Below are 16,915 nucleotides of genomic sequence, written 5' to 3' on the forward strand. Positions count from 1 at the left end.
CTACACGGCAGTCCTGAGCAAGCGACTCAGTCCTGAGTGATCGACCGAGCGTCGAGCACTTCGAGACGAAAAGGGCGCCGGCTCCGGGGATTCGTTCCCGGAACCGGCGCCCTCTTGTCTGTCAACAGCCCGGTGTTCTACAGCCAGGTGTCTTCGGAGGCGGTGGTCAGAAACGCCTCGAGGTCGTCGCGCCACCCCGCGGGCACCGTCTTGTCCGGTTCGATGCCGGTGTACTGGCCCCGGTAGAACAGCAGCGGGCGTTCCTTCTCGTCGCGAACCTCGCTGAGCGAGGCAACCCGGCCGAATACGACCCAATGATCTCCACCGTCGTGGACCGTCTCCACGGTGCAGTCGATGTGGGCGAGCGACCCGGTCAGGATCGGGGAACCCAACTCGGACGGAGACCACTCGATCCCAGCGAACTTGTCCGGTTCGCGGGAGCCGAATCGCGCGCAGCTCTCCTGCTGTTCCTCGGCGAGCACGTTCACGCAGAAGCGCCCGGAGTTCTCGATGGCTCCCCACGACCGCGACTGCTTGGTCGGGCAGAACAAAACGAGCGGCGGGTCGAGCGAGAGCGCAGCGAACGACTGGCACGCGAACCCGACGGGTTCGTCGCCGTCCATGGTGGTGATGATGGTGACGCCCGTGCAGAACTGCCCGAGGACGGTGCGGAACGACTTCGGATCGATCGCACCCCCCGCGTCGCCGGTCGGCACGGTCACGGCTGCATCCCCACCGAGAAGTCGTGGCCCCAGAGGCTCACCGCGGTGGATTCACGGGCGATCCAGCCTTCGTCCTCGACCTGCAATCCCTCGCAACCGAATTCGATGTCGAATCCGCCCGGTGTCTTCATGTAGAAGGACAGCATCTTGTCGTTGACGTGCCGGCCGAGCGTCGCCGACATCTTGACGTTCTTGCGCAGTGCACGATCGAGGGCGAGGCCGACGTCGTCGGAGTTCTCCACCTCGATCATGAGGTGAACGATGCCGCTCGGGGTCGGCATCGGCATGAACGCGAGACTGTGGTGCCGCGGATTGCACCCGAAGAACCGGAGCCACGCCGGATCGCCGTCCGCGGGCCGCCCGACGATCTGCGGAGGCAGACGCATGGAGTCGCGCAGGCGGAACCCGAGCACATCCCGATAGAACCGCAGCGATTCCTCGTCGTCCCGTGTCGAGAGCACGACATGGCCGAGGCCCTGTTCCCCGGTGACGAACCGGTGCCCATAGGGGCTGACGATCCGCCGGTGCTCGAGCGCCGCACCGTGGAACACCTCCAGGGTGTTGTCCGACGGGTCCTGGAAGGTGATCAGTTCGACGACGCGCCGATCTGCCAGTTGTTCGGCGGTGCCTTCCTTGAACGGAACTCCGGCGGCCGAGAGATTGTCGCGAACCTGTTGGAGATCTGCGGCATTCGCGGTTTCCCATCCGGAGACCAGAAGCCGGTCGGACTCGTGGGGCTCGATCACGAGGCGCGCGGGAAAGTCGTCCATCCGCAGGTACAGAGAATCGGAGTCGGACCCTTTGCCCTCGATCATGCCGAGGACCTTGAGCCCGTACTCGCGCCACGCGCCCATATCGGTAGCGCCGATGCGAAGGTATGCCAGGGATCGGATACTCATGACTTGTCTCCGTCCGTCAGAAAGTCCACGGTGAGCTTGTTGAATTCGTCGAACTTCTCGAGCTGTGCCCAGTGCCCGCAGCCACCGAACACGTGCAACTGTGCGCGCGGAATCATCTTGAGCGCGACCAGCGCACCGTCGAGCGGGTTGACGCGGTCCTCACGACCCCAGATGAGCAGGACGCGCTGACGCAACTTGTAGGCGTCGCGCCACAGCATCCCCTTCTCGAACTCTCCGCTGGAGAAGGACTTGCCCATCGCTTTGGCCGCGGCCAGCGATTCCGGCGTGCTCGCCGCGGCGAATCGTTCCTCCACAAGTTCCGGCGTGATCAGCGACTGATCGAACACCATGATCCGCAGGAACGCCTCGAGGTTCTCGCGGGTCGGGTCGTAGCTGAATTTGCCGAGGTTCTTCACGCCCTCGGTGGGGTCGGGTGCGAACAGGTTGACGCTCAGCCCCCCGGGTCCCATCAGGACGAGCCTGCCGGCACGATCGGGGTAGTCGAGCGCGAACCGCACCGCGGCGCCGCCGCCGAGTGAATTGCCCAGCAGGTGCACGCGATCGGTGATTCCGAGGGTGTCGAGCAGACCCGCCAGAGCCGCCGAACTGTGCACGAAGTACTGCGGATGTTCGGTCGGCTTGTCCGACTGTCCGTATCCCGGCTGGTCTACGGCGAGCACATGGAAGCGGCGGGCGAGCACCGGAATGTTCTTGGCGAAGTTCGACCACGACGACGCTCCCGGGCCCCCACCGTGCAGCAACACGATCGTGGTGTCGTGACCGACGCCCGCCTCGTGGTAGTGCAGGCGCAGATCGTCGGTGACCTGCGCGAAGCGGGAGGTCGACTCGTAGGTGATCTCTTCTGTTGCAGTCACAGGCGTTCCTAGACCATCGTGTCGTTGAGCGGGAGGCCGAACTCGGCGGCGCCGAACATCACGTACGCGCGTTCGGCGTCGTTGGCGGCGTGCACGCGGCCGGCGTGCGCGTCGCGCCAGAAGCGCTGGATCGGCGTCCCGTTGGCGAGCGCGGTCGCGCCGGAGTTCTCGAAAAGCCGGTCGATCGAGGCGATGGCACGGCCGGTCGCGCGGACCTGGTCGCGGCGCGCCCTCAGGCGGATCTCCATCGGGACGTCTTCACCCCGCAGCAGGCAGTCGTATTCGTCCGCGACGTTGCCCGAAAGCTGGCGCCAGGCGGCATCGATGTCGCTCGACGCCTCGGCGATGCGGATCTTGGCGAACGGGTCGTCCTTCGCCTTTTCGCCGGCGTAGGCGGCGCGGACACGCTTGCCCTGATGCTCGACGTGAGCGTCGTACGCCCCGTAGGCCATACCGACGATCGGCGCCGAGATTGTCGTGGGATGAATGGTGCCCCAAGGCATCTTGTAGACCGGTGCGGTGTTCTGCTCGAGGCCCGGCGAGGCGAGCTCGTTCATCGTCCTGAAGCTGAGGAACCGGTGACGCGGCACGAAGACGTCCTTGACGACGATGGTGTTCGAGCCGGTTCCGCGCAGTCCGACCACATTCCACACGTCGTCGATCTCGTACTCGGATCGGGGAATGAGGAAGCTGCCGAAGTCGACCGGGCGACCGTCCTTGATCACGGGACCACCGACGACCACCCAACTCGCGTGGTCACATCCGGACGACCATGCCCAGGCGCCGCTGACCTTGTAACCACCGTCGACGACCTCACCGGCACCCATCGGGGCGTAGGACGACGAGATGCGGACGTCCGGATCCTCGCCCCACACCTCTTCCTGCGCCTCCTGGCCGAACAGGGCGAGGTGCCAGTTGTGGACGCCGATGATGCCGGAGACCCACCCGGTGGACCCGCAGGCGCTCGCGATGTTGCGCACCGCGGTGTAGAAGGTCACCGGGTCCGCTTCGTAGCCACCCCACTGGGCCGGTTGCAGCAACCTGAAGAACCCGGCTTCCTGAAGCGCCTTGACCGACTCGTCGGGCACACGGCGCAGATCCTCGGCCTCCTGCGCACGTTCGCGCAGGGTGGGCAGCAGTGCGTCGATCCGCTGCAGTACCTCGTGGCTGTCGTGGTCGCCCACTGGACGCTCCCGTCTGTTCAGGAATTGATGCTTGTACCGAGACTAGAACATGTTCCTATTTGTGTCGAGAAGCGCGGGATCTGCGGATACATCCCTTAATGCTCAGGACCAAAGTCCCGGTTCGCTTCCCCTTCGAGGCTCGATTCTATAACGTGTTCTAACAAGAGATTGTGGAAGGAAGTGAGCTGACATGGCACAGATTCGCGAGATCGACATCGGCGAAGCCCGGACGCGGTTCGCTCGGGGCTGGCACTGCCTCGGGCTCAGCAGGACGTTCGCCGACGGACGTCCCCATGCCGTCGAAGCCTTCGGCACCAAACTGGTGGTGTGGGCCGACAGCAAGGGCGATCTGAACGTGCTGGACGGCTACTGCCGCCACATGGGCGGCGACCTGACCCAGGGCGAGATCAAGGGCGACTCGGTGGCGTGCCCGTTCCACGACTGGCGATGGGGCGGCAACGGCAAGTGCACCGAGATCCCCTACTCGCGCCGAGTCCCCCCACTGGCACGCACCCGCGCGTGGACCACGATGGTCAAGCACGGCCAGTTGTTCGTGTGGAACGACCCCGAGGGCAATCCGCCGCCGCCCGAGGTCACGATTCCCGACATCGAGCATCACGGCACCGGTGAGTGGACGGACTGGACGTGGAACCAGATCCTCATCGAGGGCGCGAACTGCCGCGAGATCATCGACAACGTCGTGGATATGGCGCACTTCTACTACATCCACTTCGCCTTCCCCACGTTCTTCAAGAACGTGTTCGAGGGCCACGTCGCGGAGCAGTACCTCAACACGCGCGGCCGCCCCGACAAGGGGATGTCCACGCAGTACGGACTCGAATCCACCCTCGAGTCGTACGCGGCGTACTACGGGCCCTCCTACATGATCAACCCGATGACCAACAGCTACGGCGGGTACAACGTCGAGTCGGTCCTGATCAACTGCCACTACCCGGTCACGCACGACTCGTTCATGCTGCAGTACGGCATCATCGTCAAGAAGCCGACCGGGATGTCCGACGAGCAGTCGGACAAGCTGGCAGCCAAGTTCACCGAGGGCATCGGTGAGGGCTTCCTCCAGGACGTCGAGATCTGGAAGAACAAGACCAAGATCGAGAACCCGCTGCTGTGCGACGAGGACGGACCGGTCTACCAACTGCGTCGTTGGTACGAACAGTTCTACGTCGACGTCGCCGACGTCACCGAGAAGATGACGGGCCGGTTCGAATTCGAGGTCGACACCGCGAAGGCCAACGAGGCCTGGGAGAAGGAAGTCGCCGAGAATCTGGCGCGCAAGGCCACCGAAGAGAAGTCCGGCAAGCAGGAAGCCGAGGTCTGACGATGAGTTCCTCGACCCGGCAGCGAAGGTGGGCGAAGTCTCCCGACTTCGCCGATCGGCCCGATCGGGTCGAGGCCATCGCCACCCAGACCGCAATCGACAAGATCAACTATCTCGAGTCGGGCCAGCACGAGGTGAAATGCCGGGAATGCGGCACCTGCGTACTGGTACGTAAGAACAGCTACAAGCACACGAGCGTGCAGTGGCAGGACGATCCCGACGCGGTGTGCCCCACCTTCCGCGACTCCGGCGTCACTCCCGGCACGTCGATCAGCCCCCGCGAGGGCTGCCCGCAGTTGCGGGCCTCGATCGAGCGCGCAGTGCTCGACGGTGCGATCTCGGTTCCCGACCCGTCGGGGCCGTAGATCTTCGGAGCCACACGGGCGCCCGTACCCGAACAGACACATCCCCGGCAGAGAACTCCCGCCGGGGATGTGTCGTAGAGCGATCCGGTGCACTCCACCGGTACAGAATGCGAACAAGGGCCCGCCGATTTACTGGCTCGGCTCAGGCAGTCCCTCGCATTCGACCTGGGGATTGACACCCGCATAGTTGAGCGGGCCGGCAACGACGGTGGTCGCCACCGTGGCCAAGCTGCTGCAATTCTGCTCCGAGTCTCCGAAGTAGCCTCGCTGCCAACCAGCGATGCCACCGATCACCAGCCAGACCAGCACCAAGAGAGTCAACAAACGCACGGCTCCACCTCGCAGTCGATGATGTGTCCGACATGTTCGGACGGGCTGCGGATACCCACCTCGAAAACGAACAAACACACCGTTTTCCACCAAGCGGGCATTGCGGTCATTCACGGCGCCCCTGCCGAGGTCGTTCACCCGGTCGACGCGGCCTTGCCGCAGCGCCATCCGCCCGCTCCCAATATTGGAACGGGTTCTGCTCCAGTCCGCCCGCGCGAATACCGTGCCGTACAGAAAAGATGGACTAGCAACCCCCTCGTTCTATAACGTGTTCTACATGAGCAATCAGGAGTACGACATCGTCGTCGTCGGCAGCGGCGCCGGCGGAATGACCGCCGCGATCACCGCCGCCCGAAAGGGGTCGAGCGTCGTCCTGATCGAGAAGGCGTCCCGATACGGCGGTTCGAGCGCCCGTTCCGGCGGCGGCGTGTGGATCCCCAACAACGACGCACTCCGCGCGGCCGGCGTGGAGGACACTCCTGAGGCCGCCCGGACCTACCTCCACAGCATCATCGGCGATGTCGTACCCGTCGAGAAGATCGACACCTACATCGATCGCGGACCCGAGATGCTGTCGTTCGTCCAGAAGCACAGCGCACTCGAACTGCAATGGGTCCCGGGGTATTCCGATTACTACCCGGAGGCACCCGGTGGCCGTGCCGGAGGCCGCTCCGTGGAGCCGACACCCTTCGACGGCCGCCGCCTCGGCGACGATCTCGCGCTCCTCGAACCGGATTACGCTCGGGCACCGAAGAACTTCGTCATCACACAGGCCGATTACAAATGGCTGAACCTTCTGGTGCGCAACCCCCGCGGCCCCCTCCGCGCTCTGCGGGTCGGAGCACGCTTCGTCTGGGCGAACGTCACCAAGAAGCATCTGCTGGTGCGAGGCCAGGCCCTCATGGCGGGCTTGCGGATCGGACTGCGCGACGCCGGTGTCCCCCTGCTGCTCGACACCGCACTGACCGACCTCGTCGTGGAGGACGGCGTCGTCCGGGGCGTCACCGTCGAGTCGAACGGTGAGCAGCAGGTCATCCGTGCCCGCAAGGGCGTGATCCTCGCCAGCGGCGGTTTCGAGCACAACGACGAGATGCGCAAGAAGTACCAGCGCGCACCGATCGGCACGGAGTGGACGGTGGGCGCCAAGGCCAACACCGGGGACGGCATTCTCGCCGGCCAGAAGCTCGGCGCTGCGGTCGATTTCATGGACGACGCATGGTGGGGCCCGTCCTTCCCCCTCACCGGCGGACCGTGGTTCGCATTGTCGGAGCGAAGCCTTCCCGGCTGCATGATGGTCAACAGCGCCGGAAAACGATTCGTGAACGAGTCGGCGCCCTACGTCGAAGCGACCCACGCGATGTACGGCGGAAAGCACGGACGCGGAGAGGGACCCGGAGAGAACATTCCGAGCTGGCTGATCCTCGACCAGCGTTACCGCGACCGGTACACGTTCGCGGGCATCACGCCGCGCACCCCGTTCCCCGGCCGCTGGGAGAAGGCCGGTGTACTCGTGAAGGCCGGGTCGATCAGCGAACTCGCCGAGAAGATCGGAGTGCCCGCCTCGGCACTCACCGACACCGTCGAACGCTTCAACGGTTTCGCACGCGCAGGCAAGGACGAGGACTTCGGGCGCGGCGAATCGGAATACGACCACTACTACGGCGACCCCCGCAACAAGCCCAACCCGAGCCTCGGGGTCGTGGACAAGGCCCCGTTCTACGCGTTCAAGGTCGTGCCCGGCGATCTGGGCACCAAGGGCGGCCTCGTCACCGACGTCCACGCACGGGTGCTGCGGGAGGACGGCACGGTGATCGACGGTCTCTACGCCACAGGCAACGTCGGTTCTCCCGTCATGGGCCACACGTATGCGGGTCCGGGCGCGACGATCGGCCCTGCAATGGTTTTCGGTTACCTGGCTGTGCTCGACATCCTCGACTCCGCGCCCGGTGGACACGTCGACGACGAACTGACCGAATCAGCCGAAAGTCTCTGATCACCCGACCCGCTGCGCCCGTCTCTCGAAAGGACCACTCCGCGTGCCCATCGATCCCGCCGTCGCCCTCGGCGCCGAACTGCCCGCCCAGGAATTCTCGTGGACGAGCAGCGACGTTCAGCTCTACAACCTCGGTCTCGGTGCCGGATCACGCCCGACGGAACCCGGTGAGTTGCGGTACCTGAAGGACCACGGTCCCCAGGTGCTGCCCACCTTCGCGACGGTCGCCGCCACGTTCCACCAGATCGAGCCGCCGAAGGTGTCGTTCCCCGGGATCGAGATCGACCTGGCGAAGGTCGTGCACGGAAGCCAGGAGGTGACCGTGCACGCGCCCATTCCGGCGTCGGGCAAGGGCCGCACCGTCACTCGCATCTCCGAGGTGTGGGACAAAGGCAAAGCCGCGGTGATCGTCCAGGAGTCCACCACCGAGGATCTCGACGGCAATCCGCTGTGGACGGCCCGCTCGTCGATCTTCGCGCGCGGTGAAGGCGGATTCGGCGGTGAACGTGGGCCGTCCGAGTCGGTCGGATTTCCCGACCGCGAACCCGACGCGGAAATCGACGTGCCGACCCTGCCCCAGCAAGCGCTCCTGTACCGGATGTGCGGCGATCGCAATCCGCTGCACTCCGATCCCGAGTTCGCCGCTGCAGCAGGCTTTCCCGCTCCGATCCTCCACGGACTGTGCACATACGGGATCGTCTGCAAGGCAGTCACCGACGCACTCCTCGACTCGGATGCAGCGCGGCTCGCAGGATTCAAGGCACGGTTCGCGGGTGTGGTCTTCCCCGGGGAGACGCTGCGCGTGCGCGTCTGGGATGAAGGTTCCCGCAAGCTCGTGACCGCCTCGGTGGTCGAACGTGATCTGGCCCCCGCACTTGCCGATGTCGTCCTGACCGTGTCGTGATCACGGACTCCTCCGAAAGCTGATTGCAAACATGACGATTCGAGACTCCGCGTCGAGGCTGTCCCGGCGCAACTTCCTCGCGGCAGGTGCCGGGACGCTGGCGGCCACGGCACTGGGCGGCTGGGTTCCGGCCCACGCCGTCCCGTCCGGATCGGCAGCGACAACCCTTCCGACGCCGCCGGCATTCCCGGAAGGCATCGCCCTCTATCAGCAGGCGTACCAGAACTGGTCCAAGGAGATCATGCTGGACGCTATCTGGACCTGCGCACCCCGAACCCCGGACGACGTCGTACGACTGGTCAATTGGGGACACCGGAACGGCTACACGATCCGCCCGCGCGGCGCGATGCACGGCTGGACACCGCTGACGATCGTCAACGGCGCACCCATCGACCGCGTAATCCTCGCGGACACCGTCGCGCACCTGAATTGGGTGGACGTCGATCCGGGTGGTTCTCCCCCGACGGTCACGGCGGGTCCCGGCGCCACGCTCGACGCGATCACGACCGCGCTTCAGCAACACGGCCTCGGCTGGGCGAACCTACCCGCCCCGGGTGTACTGACGATCGCAGGCTCGCTCGCCGTGAACGCCCACGGTGCCGGGTTACCCGCCGACGGCGAATCTCCCGTTCCCGGACACACCTTCGGCTCGCTCAGCAACCTCGTCACGGAACTCACCGCGGTCGTGTGGAACGGCAGCGAATACTCGTTGCGCACATTCACCCGCGCGGACTCCGACATCACCCCGCTGCTCAGCCATCTGGGCCGCACGTTCGTCACCTCCGTCACCATGCAGGCGGGCCCCAACTACCGGATGCGCTGCCAGAGCTTCACCGATATCCCCTGGGACGAACTGTTCTCCCCCGCCGGCGCTCCGGGTCGCACCTTCGAATCGTTCGTGCGCAGCTCAGGTCGCGCCGAGGCGATCTGGTATCCCTTCACCGACAAGCCGTGGCTGAAGGTCTGGTCGCTCGCCCCCGAAAAACCCGCCGCGTCCCGAGAGGTGAACGGCCCCTACAACTATCCGTTCTCCGACAACGTCCCGGAGCCGATCACCGATCTGCTCGGTCAGCTGACGGCGGGGAACACCTCGATCGCCCCGGCGTTCGGGCAGACCTACTACGGCGTGACGGTCGCGGGTTTGGCAGCAACGGCGTCGTCCGACATCTGGGGTTGGTCGAAGGACCTGCAGTTCTACATCAAGGCGACGACACTGCGGCTGACCGAGGGCGGTGGAGCTGTGCTCACCAACCGCGCGAACATTCCGAACGTGATCCACGACTTCACACATTGGTTCCAGGAGCGCATCGAGCACTACCGCGCGCTCGGGCAGTACCCCCTCAACGGACCCGTCGAGATCCGATGCTGCGGTCTCGACCGGCCGGAAGACGTCCTGGTTCCTTCGGCCGGACCGCCGACACTCGCGTCGACGCGTCCCCGCCCCGACCACCCGGAGTGGGACACGGCCATCTGGCTCAATGTGCTCGGTGTACCGGGCACGCCCGGCATGTTCGCGTTCTACCGCGAAATGGAACAGTGGATGAGGCAGCGCTACAACGGCAAGGATTCCACCTTCCGGCCCGAATGGTCCAAGGGCTGGGCATTCGGTCCGGATCTGCCGTACACCGACGAGGCCATCATCTCGCGAGGACTTCCGGAGACATATCGGGAAGGCGTGCCGGCAGAGGACAACTGGGATTCGGCGCGCGCGGTGTTCAATCGCCTCGATCCACATCGCGTCTTCAGCAACAGTTTCATCGACACGTTGCTCCCCTGAGAGGGCTCGTCAGCTTTGCTAATGTTCTGCCCCATGCGGAATCTGCGGCGGTGGGCTGGTGCGGTAGCGGTACCGATCTTGGTACTGGGCGGAGGGATGACGCTCGCCGGAACGGCATCGGCACTGCCGTCCACCGGCTCGGTCGTCGCACCCTCGGGCCAGGACGCCGCCGTGAGTTTCGACGCCGACGGCACCACTTTCCACGGCAGCCTCCGCACCCCGGACGGCGACACCAAGGGCGCCGCGCTGCTGATCCCGGGTAGCGGACCGAGCGACCGCAACGGCAACCAGTCCGGTATCGCCCGCTCGGATGTGCTGATCCGGATCGCGGATTCCCTGGCAGCACAAGGGATTGCATCGCTGCGTTTCGACAAGATCGGCGCAGGCGAGACGGGGCCGGGCAGGTACACCACGGAGACCATCGGCGAGTACGGGTTCACCGACCAGGTCGATCATGCGGCCGCCGCGGCCGACCTGCTCGCCGAGCGCACAGGCGTCCCCACGTCGGACATCCTGGTCCTGGGACACAGCGAAGGCGGTTTGACGGCGCTCGCACTGGCAGACCGCGGAGTCGGGCGCGGATTCGGCCTGTTGCAGCCTCTTCCGATGCGCTACCTCGACCTGATCTCCGCTCAGCTCACGGCGGTGAGCGAGTCCGGGCAGCTGAGCCCCGAGGAGGCCGAAACGGTTCGAACCGACGTGGCGCGGGCCGTCGAATCCCTGCGCACGACGGGAACCGTCCCGGCGGACCTGCATCCGATCGTCACGCAGCTCGGCGTGAACGAGGACAACGCCAAGTTCCTCTCCGAGGCCGATCGGCTCGACCCTCCGGCACTCGCTGCGCGACTCGAGGCCGGCATCCCGGTGATGCTCACCTGCTCCGACAAGGATCTCAACATCAGTTGCGAGCAGATCGACCCGCTACGCCACGCGCTCGAGCACACCGATCTGCGGTTCGAGCGTTTCGCCACCTCGAACCACCATCTCGAAGAGATCGGTCCACTGCCCCCGAGCGCCGCCGACGTGATCGCGCTGCTCCCCGTCTCGGCGGAGTTCGCAGCGGTCATCGACGACTGGGCGGCACAACAAGCGGGCTAGTCTGCCCGCCGGCATCCCCCCGACGGTCTCAGCGGCTGACCGCCTTCTTGTACCGGTAGATGGCCAACGGCACGAACACGATCAGGATCAGCGCGGTCCACAGCAGCGATGCGACGACGGGATGCTGCAGCGGCCACACATCGGGTGGCGGCACCATGGGGTTGGTGTTCCCGAACAGATCACGCACAGCCTGGGTGAGCGCCGAGAGCGGATTCCACTCGGCGACCGTGCGGAGCACCGGCGGCATCGACGACGGATCGACGAAGGTGTTCGCGACGAACGACAGCGGGAAGATCACCATGAAACTCGCGTTGTTGAACACCTCCGGCGTGCGGACCCACATTCCGACCACCGCCATCACCCACGACAACGCGTAGGCGAAGAGCAACAGCAACAGATAACCCGCCACGGCCTCGCCGACCGACGAATGGATCCGCCAACCGACCACCAGGCCGGTCAACGACATCACCACGAGACTGACGACATTGATGAGCACGTCCGTGGTCGTCCGCCCGATCAGGACCGCCGACGGCGCCATGGGCAGCGACCGGAATCGATCGATGATGCCCTTCTGGAGGTCTTCGACCATGCCCAGCCCGGTCCACGTAGAACCGAAGATCACGGTCTGCGTGAAGATGCCGGCGATGAGGAATTCGCGATACGACATTCCGGGAATGTCGATCGCGCTCCCGAACACGTACGCGAACAGCAACACGAACATGATCGGCGAGAGCATCGTGAAGACCATGAGGTCGGGCACTCGCTTGATCTTGATCATGTTGCGCTTGGCTATGGTCAGCCCGTCCGACGTGACCATCTGCAACGAATTCACTGCGCAGCCTCCTCGACCTTTTCGGCCTCATGGCCCGTCAGCGTCAGGAATACATCGTCGAGGGTCGGTTTCCGCAAGGCGACGTCGGACACCCTCACGCCCGCCACCGCGAGCTTTCCCAACGCTGCGGCGAGCGCCTCGGCGCCCATACTGTCTCCCACACCGCTCAGGGGAACGGTGATCATTCCGGTGCCCTGGTCGAGCTTGATTTCTCCCGCCGCCACCGACACGAGTTCGCGGCACGCGATCTCCTGGTGCCGGGGGTCGGGCACGCCGATTTCGATGCGTTCGGCGCCTACCTTGCTCTTGAGTTCGTCGGCGCTGCCGCGGGCGATGACCTTGCCGCGATCGATCACCGCGATGTCGTCGGCGAGTCGCTCCGCCTCGTCCATGTACTGCGTGGTGAGCAGGAGGGTGGTACCCCGCGCAACCAATGTGTCGATGACCTCCCACAACGCCAGCCGAGCGCGGGGGTCGAGGCCGGTGGTGGGCTCGTCGAGGAAGAGGACGGGAGGTTCGGCGACCAGCGCGCCCGCGAGATCGAGTCTGCGGCGCATACCTCCCGAATAGCCCTTGACCGGGCGGTCACCGGCATCTTCGAGGTCGAACTGCGCGAGCAACTCGCGCGCTCTGTCTCTACTGCGCTTGACGCCGAGGTGGTAGAGCCTGCCGACCATCTCGAGGTTTTCGAAGCCGGTGAGGTATTCGTCCACCGCCGCGTACTGCCCCGACGCGCCGATGTGGGAGCGGAGTGCGGCGGCGTCGGCGACGACGTCGAAGCCCGCGACATGAGCACTGCCCTCATCGGGGACTATCAGCGTGGTGAGGACCCGGACCATCGTCGTCTTGCCTGCCCCGTTGGGGCCGAGCAGCGCGGTGACCGTCCCCTCGGGCACGTTCAGGTCGATTCCGTCGAGGGCTTTGACATCCCCGTACGTCTTGATCAGTCCTTCTACGACTATGGCATCCGCCATGAGTCCTCCCTGACTGGTGGTTTGTGCTCGTCAGTCTGCACGAAAGGACCGACACGTTTCGACAGGTTTTCTCATCGCACAGGCCCGGGAAAGGCAGCGATACGCCGCGCCAACCACAGTAGGCTGCTGTACTGGGTGCCGAAAGTCGATTCGCCTCGTGCCACGCGAAGACGGTCACCAATGAGCGCAGCGATGTCCCCGCAACCGACGAACCGGTCGGGTTCCACCCTCGTGCTCACCGTCCTGGCGGCGAGCCAGTTCCTCATGACGCTCGATACGTCCGTGATGAACGTTTCCATGGCGACGGTCGCACAGGATGTCGACACCACCGTCACCGGCATCCAGACCGCGATCACGCTGTACACCCTCGTCATGGCTTCGACGATGATCACGGGCGGCAAGATCGGCACCATCCTCGGTCGCCGGCGCGCACTCGCCATCGGATTGGTGGTCTACGGCGTCGGTTCCTTCGTCACCGGACTCGCTCCGAACCTCGCCGTGCTGCTCGTCGGATGGTCGCTCCTGGAAGGTCTCGGGGCCGCGCTGATCATGCCTGCCATCGTCTCTCTCGTCGCAGCGAACTTTCCCCCTGAACGCCGTTCTGCGGCATACGGACTCGTTGCCGCGGCCGGTGCCATGGCCGTCGCCGTCGGACCTCTGCTCGGCGGCACCGTCACGACCTTCTTCTCGTGGCGTTACGTGTTCTTCGGTGAAGTGGTCATCGTCGTAGTCATCCTCCTGGCCTTGCGAAAGGTCAAGAATGTTCCACCGGAGCGTGTTTCGCTCGACGTGATCAGTTCCGTCCTGTCGGTCGCCGGGCTCGCCATGGTGGTGTTCGGCGTCCTGCGTTCGAGCGAATGGGGCTGGATCAGAAGCACTACCGGAGGACCGGAAGTACTCGGTGTCTCACCGGTGATCTGGCTTCTCGTCGTGGGACTCCTGGTGCTCTACGGATTCCTGAGACGGCAGACCGCATTGCTGCACCGAGGCAGGGTTCCGCTGGTCGATCCCCGGCTCATGACCAACCGTCAGCTCACGGGCGGTCTCGGTATGTTCTTCGCGCAGTTCGTCGTACAGGCGGGAGTGTTCTTCACCGTTCCACTGTTCCTGTCGGTCGTCCTGGAACTGAGTGCGCTCGAAACCGGGCTGCGCATTCTCCCGCTGTCGATCGCGCTCATCCTCGCAGCCGCAGGAATTCCGAAACTGCGGCCCCACGCCGATCCCCGCCGTGTCGTGCGCGCCGGTCTCGGATTCATGATCGCCGGCATCCTGATCCTGACGGCAGGAATGGACCCGGGCGCCGACGCCACCGTGGTCGCTGTGCCGATGTTGCTCATGGGACTCGGGCTCGGCGCACTCGCGTCGCAACTCGGCGCGGTGACGGTTTCCGCGGTGCCCGACTCACAGAGCGCCGAGGTCGGCGGGTTGCAGAACACCGCCACCAATCTCGGCGCATCACTCGGCACCGCTCTGATCGGATCCGTCATGATCGCCTCTCTCACGTCGTCGGCGGTGATCGGCATCGAGAACAATCCCGACATCCCACCGTCCGTCCAGCAGGAAGCCGACACGCGACTCGCCTCCGGCGTCCCGTTCCTTTCGGATACGCAACTCGAGGAAGCCCTGACCGATGCAGGCGTGGAGGAGACGACGCGGGACGCAATCGTCGCGGTCAACGGGGACTCCCGGCTCGAGGCACTTCAGACCGCATTCGGCGTCACCGCACTCCTCGCCGTGGCCGCGCTGTTTGGCACCGGCCGGCTACCCCGCCGAGCGGTCGGCTCCGAGCCCGGCGGCTGACTTCCGGTGCCCCGCGAGCCGGGAGAGTTGAACCCAGTCCAGCACCGGCCGGGGAACCCGCACGCCCGGCCGATTACGGGGCACGCGGACCCGCAACGCGCCGGGGACGACGGTGCAGTGCACCGGGGAGGGAACCCGCACCGATTCTCCGTCCACACCCACCGCGATTTCGGGATCGTCCGAGTACACCACGACCTCTGCGGCTGTCCGCTGCACGAGGCCCCTGCTGCGCGCCCGGCGGAGAACTCCGACAACCTGCCCGGCCCGGTGGACCGAGAGCGCGACGACACCTAGTGTGCCCCGGTCGAGACGGAGACGTCTCCCCATCCCGACAAGGTCGTCGGTGGTATACGGATTGTTGCTCACGAGCAGCGCCCGTGGATCGTCGAGGACCATGCCCTCGATGCGTGCACGCAGACCCGGGTGCGCGCTACCGTCCAGCAGATCGGGGAGCAGGTCGAGAACTGTCTTGGCCTTGTCGTCGCGGTACTGCGGGCTGCGCACGATTTCGGCGTACACCCCGAACGAAGCGTTGTTGACGAACGGACGACCGCCCAGTCGCCCGAGATCGACGCGCAACTCGACGGCGTCGCGAAGCGCCTCGAGCCCTGCCACGGGGTCGTCGCGGTTCAGACCGAGGTCGAGGGCGAAATGGTTGCGGGTCCCGGCGCTGATGACCAGGAACGGAATCCCGTGTTCGGCAGCCACACCCGCGACCAGCGCCTGGGTACCGTCGCCGCCGGCGACCCCGAGCAGATCGGCTCCCCTCTCCACCGCCCGGCGCGCGAGTTCTTCGACGTCGACGTGTTCGGGTCCGTCCAGCAGGAAGACTTCGGCTCCGAGTTCCTCCGCCCGGCGTTGCAGGTCGAAGCGGACCACTTTCCCGCCCCCGGAGTGCGGGTTCATCACGATGAACGGCCGTTGCACGGGCGCCGCCGGGTACTCGGGCATCGTCGCCTCGGACGAACGGATCCGCAGCGCGGCGCGAGCACATCCGTACGCCAGCAGCAGCAGACCCGCCTCGAGCGGGAGCACCCAGAACTCCCGTTCCCCCACGATCACGGTCACCACGATCAAAGGCGCGAGCATCGCTGTCACCAGCGCCGCCGCCCGGAGAAGCCCGCGCAGCGTGAGGATTCCGAAGGTCGCGAAGACGCCGACGACCACCGCCGCGATGCTCGCCGCGGTGAGGAGGACTGCTCCGCGCAGTCCCGCGACGACGATCGGCACCACCAGCGCGGACAAGAGAAGAATCCAGGCAGCGCGTGCCGACCACAGGGCGAAGCGGTTTCCGGACTCTCGCACCGGCGGGGACATCAGCAGTGACCAGGAGTGGGAGCGCCGACCCGACGACCGCGGATCAGCGCTCCCTGCCCCCGACTATGCGTACGCCCGCGGATCCCAGGTGGAGACCGCCCAGATGACCACGATGTCGAGCGCGATGATGAGGATGGACCACCAGGGGTAGTACGGCAGCCACAAGAAATTGGCGATGACGGAGATCGCGGCGATGACTATTGCCGTCACTCGCGCCCAGGTGGTGCCCGTCATCAGCGCCACGCCGATGAGGATCATGAGTGCGCCGACCACGATGTGGATCCAACCCCAGGTGGTGACATCGAATTCGTAGGTGTACGCCAGTCCCACCACGAAGATTTCGTCCTCGGCCACCGCTGCGATGCCCTGCAGCACGGACACGACGCCGAGCGTCGCGAGAATGATGGCAGCACCTACCGATGTTCCCGCCGCCAGACCTTGTTTCACACTGGGGTCACGGCGGGTTGCACGCACTTCTTGGGACATGTCCGTCCTTTCCGGAGGCG

General features: G+C 65.5%; 16 protein-coding genes. 7 read left to right on the plus strand and 9 right to left on the minus strand.

Annotated features, from left to right (window positions below; genetic code table 11):
• Positions 1 to 137 precede the first annotated feature (137 nt).
• Genes hsaB through hsaA form a run of 4 tightly spaced genes read right to left on the minus strand, consistent with a single transcriptional unit; the run spans position 138 to position 3,680 of the window.
• Entirely contained in the window at positions 138 to 722 is a 585-nt protein-coding gene (gene hsaB / locus AC0B44_RS05845; RefSeq protein ID WP_471901977.1) for a 3-hydroxy-9,10-secoandrosta-1,3,5(10)-triene-9,17-dione monooxygenase reductase subunit, read from the minus strand.
• On the minus strand, positions 719 to 1,621 hold the full coding sequence (gene hsaC, locus AC0B44_RS05850) for an iron-dependent extradiol dioxygenase HsaC (protein WP_471901978.1): 903 nt from the start codon (positions 1,619 to 1,621) through the stop codon (positions 719 to 721). The genes hsaB and hsaC overlap by 4 nt, the downstream gene beginning before the upstream one ends.
• The gene (gene hsaD, locus AC0B44_RS05855; protein ID WP_471901979.1) at positions 1,618 to 2,496 is read right to left on the minus strand and encodes a 4,5:9,10-diseco-3-hydroxy-5,9,17-trioxoandrosta-1(10),2-diene-4-oate hydrolase; all 879 of its coding nucleotides are present in this window, start codon (positions 2,494 to 2,496) and stop codon (positions 1,618 to 1,620) included. Before hsaD ends, hsaC begins: the two co-directional genes overlap by 4 nt.
• 8 nt (positions 2,497 to 2,504) lie before the next feature.
• On the minus strand, positions 2,505 to 3,680 hold the full coding sequence (gene hsaA, locus AC0B44_RS05860) for a 3-hydroxy-9,10-secoandrosta-1,3,5(10)-triene-9,17-dione monooxygenase oxygenase subunit (RefSeq protein ID WP_471901980.1): 1,176 nt from the start codon (positions 3,678 to 3,680) through the stop codon (positions 2,505 to 2,507).
• 190 nt (positions 3,681 to 3,870) lie between these two features.
• Here hsaA and AC0B44_RS05865 point away from each other — a divergent pair, with 190 nt between their 5' ends.
• Both AC0B44_RS05865 and AC0B44_RS05870 read left to right on the plus strand, forming a co-directional pair.
• A complete protein-coding gene (locus tag AC0B44_RS05865) occupies positions 3,871 to 5,019 on the plus strand; it encodes a Rieske 2Fe-2S domain-containing protein (protein ID WP_471901981.1) in 1,149 nt (382 codons plus the stop codon).
• Positions 5,020 to 5,021: 2 nt separating this feature from the next.
• Positions 5,022 to 5,384, plus strand: coding sequence for a hypothetical protein (locus AC0B44_RS05870; RefSeq protein WP_471901982.1), 363 nt, complete (start codon positions 5,022 to 5,024; stop codon positions 5,382 to 5,384).
• Between the two features lie 129 nt (positions 5,385 to 5,513).
• Here AC0B44_RS05870 and AC0B44_RS05875 read toward each other — a convergent pair whose 3' ends face one another.
• Positions 5,514 to 5,696 (minus strand): hypothetical protein, encoded by a 183-nt coding sequence (locus AC0B44_RS05875; protein WP_471902071.1) that lies wholly within the window; start codon positions 5,694 to 5,696, stop codon positions 5,514 to 5,516.
• A gap of 295 nt (positions 5,697 to 5,991) precedes the next feature.
• On the opposite strand from AC0B44_RS05875, the gene kstD reads away from it, so the two are divergent.
• The 4 genes from kstD (at position 5,992) to AC0B44_RS05895 (ending at position 11,486) form a co-directional block, all read left to right on the plus strand.
• Positions 5,992 to 7,707, plus strand: coding sequence for a 3-oxosteroid 1-dehydrogenase (gene kstD / locus AC0B44_RS05880; protein WP_471901983.1), 1,716 nt, complete (start codon positions 5,992 to 5,994; stop codon positions 7,705 to 7,707).
• A gap of 43 nt (positions 7,708 to 7,750) precedes the next feature.
• The gene (locus tag AC0B44_RS05885; protein ID WP_471901984.1) at positions 7,751 to 8,611 is read left to right on the plus strand and encodes a MaoC/PaaZ C-terminal domain-containing protein; all 861 of its coding nucleotides are present in this window, start codon (positions 7,751 to 7,753) and stop codon (positions 8,609 to 8,611) included.
• A 31-nt stretch (positions 8,612 to 8,642) separates the two neighbouring features.
• Positions 8,643 to 10,388, plus strand: coding sequence for a cholesterol oxidase substrate-binding domain-containing protein (locus tag AC0B44_RS05890; RefSeq protein WP_471901985.1), 1,746 nt, complete (start codon positions 8,643 to 8,645; stop codon positions 10,386 to 10,388).
• A 96-nt stretch (positions 10,389 to 10,484) separates the two neighbouring features.
• Positions 10,485 to 11,486, plus strand: a complete 1,002-nt coding sequence (locus AC0B44_RS05895) for an alpha/beta hydrolase (protein ID WP_471901986.1) — start codon at positions 10,485 to 10,487, stop codon at positions 11,484 to 11,486.
• A 28-nt stretch (positions 11,487 to 11,514) separates the two neighbouring features.
• Here the strand turns inward: AC0B44_RS05895 and AC0B44_RS05900 are convergent, their stop codons facing one another.
• Positions 11,515 to 12,318, minus strand: coding sequence for an ABC transporter permease (locus AC0B44_RS05900; protein ID WP_471901987.1), 804 nt, complete (start codon positions 12,316 to 12,318; stop codon positions 11,515 to 11,517).
• Positions 12,315 to 13,292 carry an ATP-binding cassette domain-containing protein gene (locus tag AC0B44_RS05905; RefSeq protein WP_471901988.1) on the minus strand — a complete coding sequence of 326 codons (978 nt, stop codon included), beginning with the start codon at positions 13,290 to 13,292 and terminating at the stop codon, positions 12,315 to 12,317. Before AC0B44_RS05905 ends, AC0B44_RS05900 begins: the two co-directional genes overlap by 4 nt.
• A gap of 192 nt (positions 13,293 to 13,484) precedes the next feature.
• Between AC0B44_RS05905 and AC0B44_RS05910 the strand changes: the two genes are divergently transcribed.
• Positions 13,485 to 15,092: an MFS transporter gene (locus tag AC0B44_RS05910; protein ID WP_471901989.1), complete on the plus strand. Its 1,608-nt coding sequence runs from the start codon at positions 13,485 to 13,487 to the stop codon at positions 15,090 to 15,092.
• On the opposite strand, the gene AC0B44_RS05915 is transcribed toward AC0B44_RS05910, so the two are convergent.
• Both AC0B44_RS05915 and AC0B44_RS05920 read right to left on the minus strand, forming a co-directional pair.
• Positions 15,054 to 16,409, minus strand: a complete 1,356-nt coding sequence (locus tag AC0B44_RS05915; protein ID WP_471901990.1) for a diacylglycerol/lipid kinase family protein — start codon at positions 16,407 to 16,409, stop codon at positions 15,054 to 15,056. The genes AC0B44_RS05910 and AC0B44_RS05915 overlap by 39 nt on opposite strands.
• Positions 16,410 to 16,472: 63 nt before the next feature.
• Positions 16,473 to 16,895 (minus strand): DUF7144 family membrane protein, encoded by a 423-nt coding sequence (locus AC0B44_RS05920; RefSeq protein ID WP_471901991.1) that lies wholly within the window; start codon positions 16,893 to 16,895, stop codon positions 16,473 to 16,475.
• Positions 16,896 to 16,915 lie beyond the last annotated feature (20 nt).

Source organism: Rhodococcus sp. NPDC019050 (genome assembly GCF_055664235.1).

What these genes read in the sequence shown, in the direction of transcription:
- hsaC (WP_471901978.1), bottom strand. Translation starts at nt 1,621, where the DNA reads ATGAGTATCCGATCCCTGGCATACCTTCGCATCGGCGCTACCGATATG.
- AC0B44_RS05865 (WP_471901981.1), top strand. Translation starts at nt 3,871, where the DNA reads ATGGCACAGATTCGCGAGATCGACATCGGCGAAGCCCGGACGCGGTTC.
- AC0B44_RS05870 (WP_471901982.1), top strand. Translation starts at nt 5,022, where the DNA reads ATGAGTTCCTCGACCCGGCAGCGAAGGTGGGCGAAGTCTCCCGACTTC.
- kstD (WP_471901983.1), top strand. Translation starts at nt 5,992, where the DNA reads ATGAGCAATCAGGAGTACGACATCGTCGTCGTCGGCAGCGGCGCCGGC.
- AC0B44_RS05890 (WP_471901985.1), top strand. Translation starts at nt 8,643, where the DNA reads ATGACGATTCGAGACTCCGCGTCGAGGCTGTCCCGGCGCAACTTCCTC.
- AC0B44_RS05895 (WP_471901986.1), top strand. Translation starts at nt 10,485, where the DNA reads ATGACGCTCGCCGGAACGGCATCGGCACTGCCGTCCACCGGCTCGGTC.
- AC0B44_RS05905 (WP_471901988.1), bottom strand. Translation starts at nt 13,292, where the DNA reads ATGGCGGATGCCATAGTCGTAGAAGGACTGATCAAGACGTACGGGGAT.
- AC0B44_RS05910 (WP_471901989.1), top strand. Translation starts at nt 13,485, where the DNA reads ATGTCCCCGCAACCGACGAACCGGTCGGGTTCCACCCTCGTGCTCACC.
- AC0B44_RS05915 (WP_471901990.1), bottom strand. Translation starts at nt 16,409, where the DNA reads ATGTCCCCGCCGGTGCGAGAGTCCGGAAACCGCTTCGCCCTGTGGTCG.
- AC0B44_RS05920 (WP_471901991.1), bottom strand. Translation starts at nt 16,895, where the DNA reads ATGTCCCAAGAAGTGCGTGCAACCCGCCGTGACCCCAGTGTGAAACAA.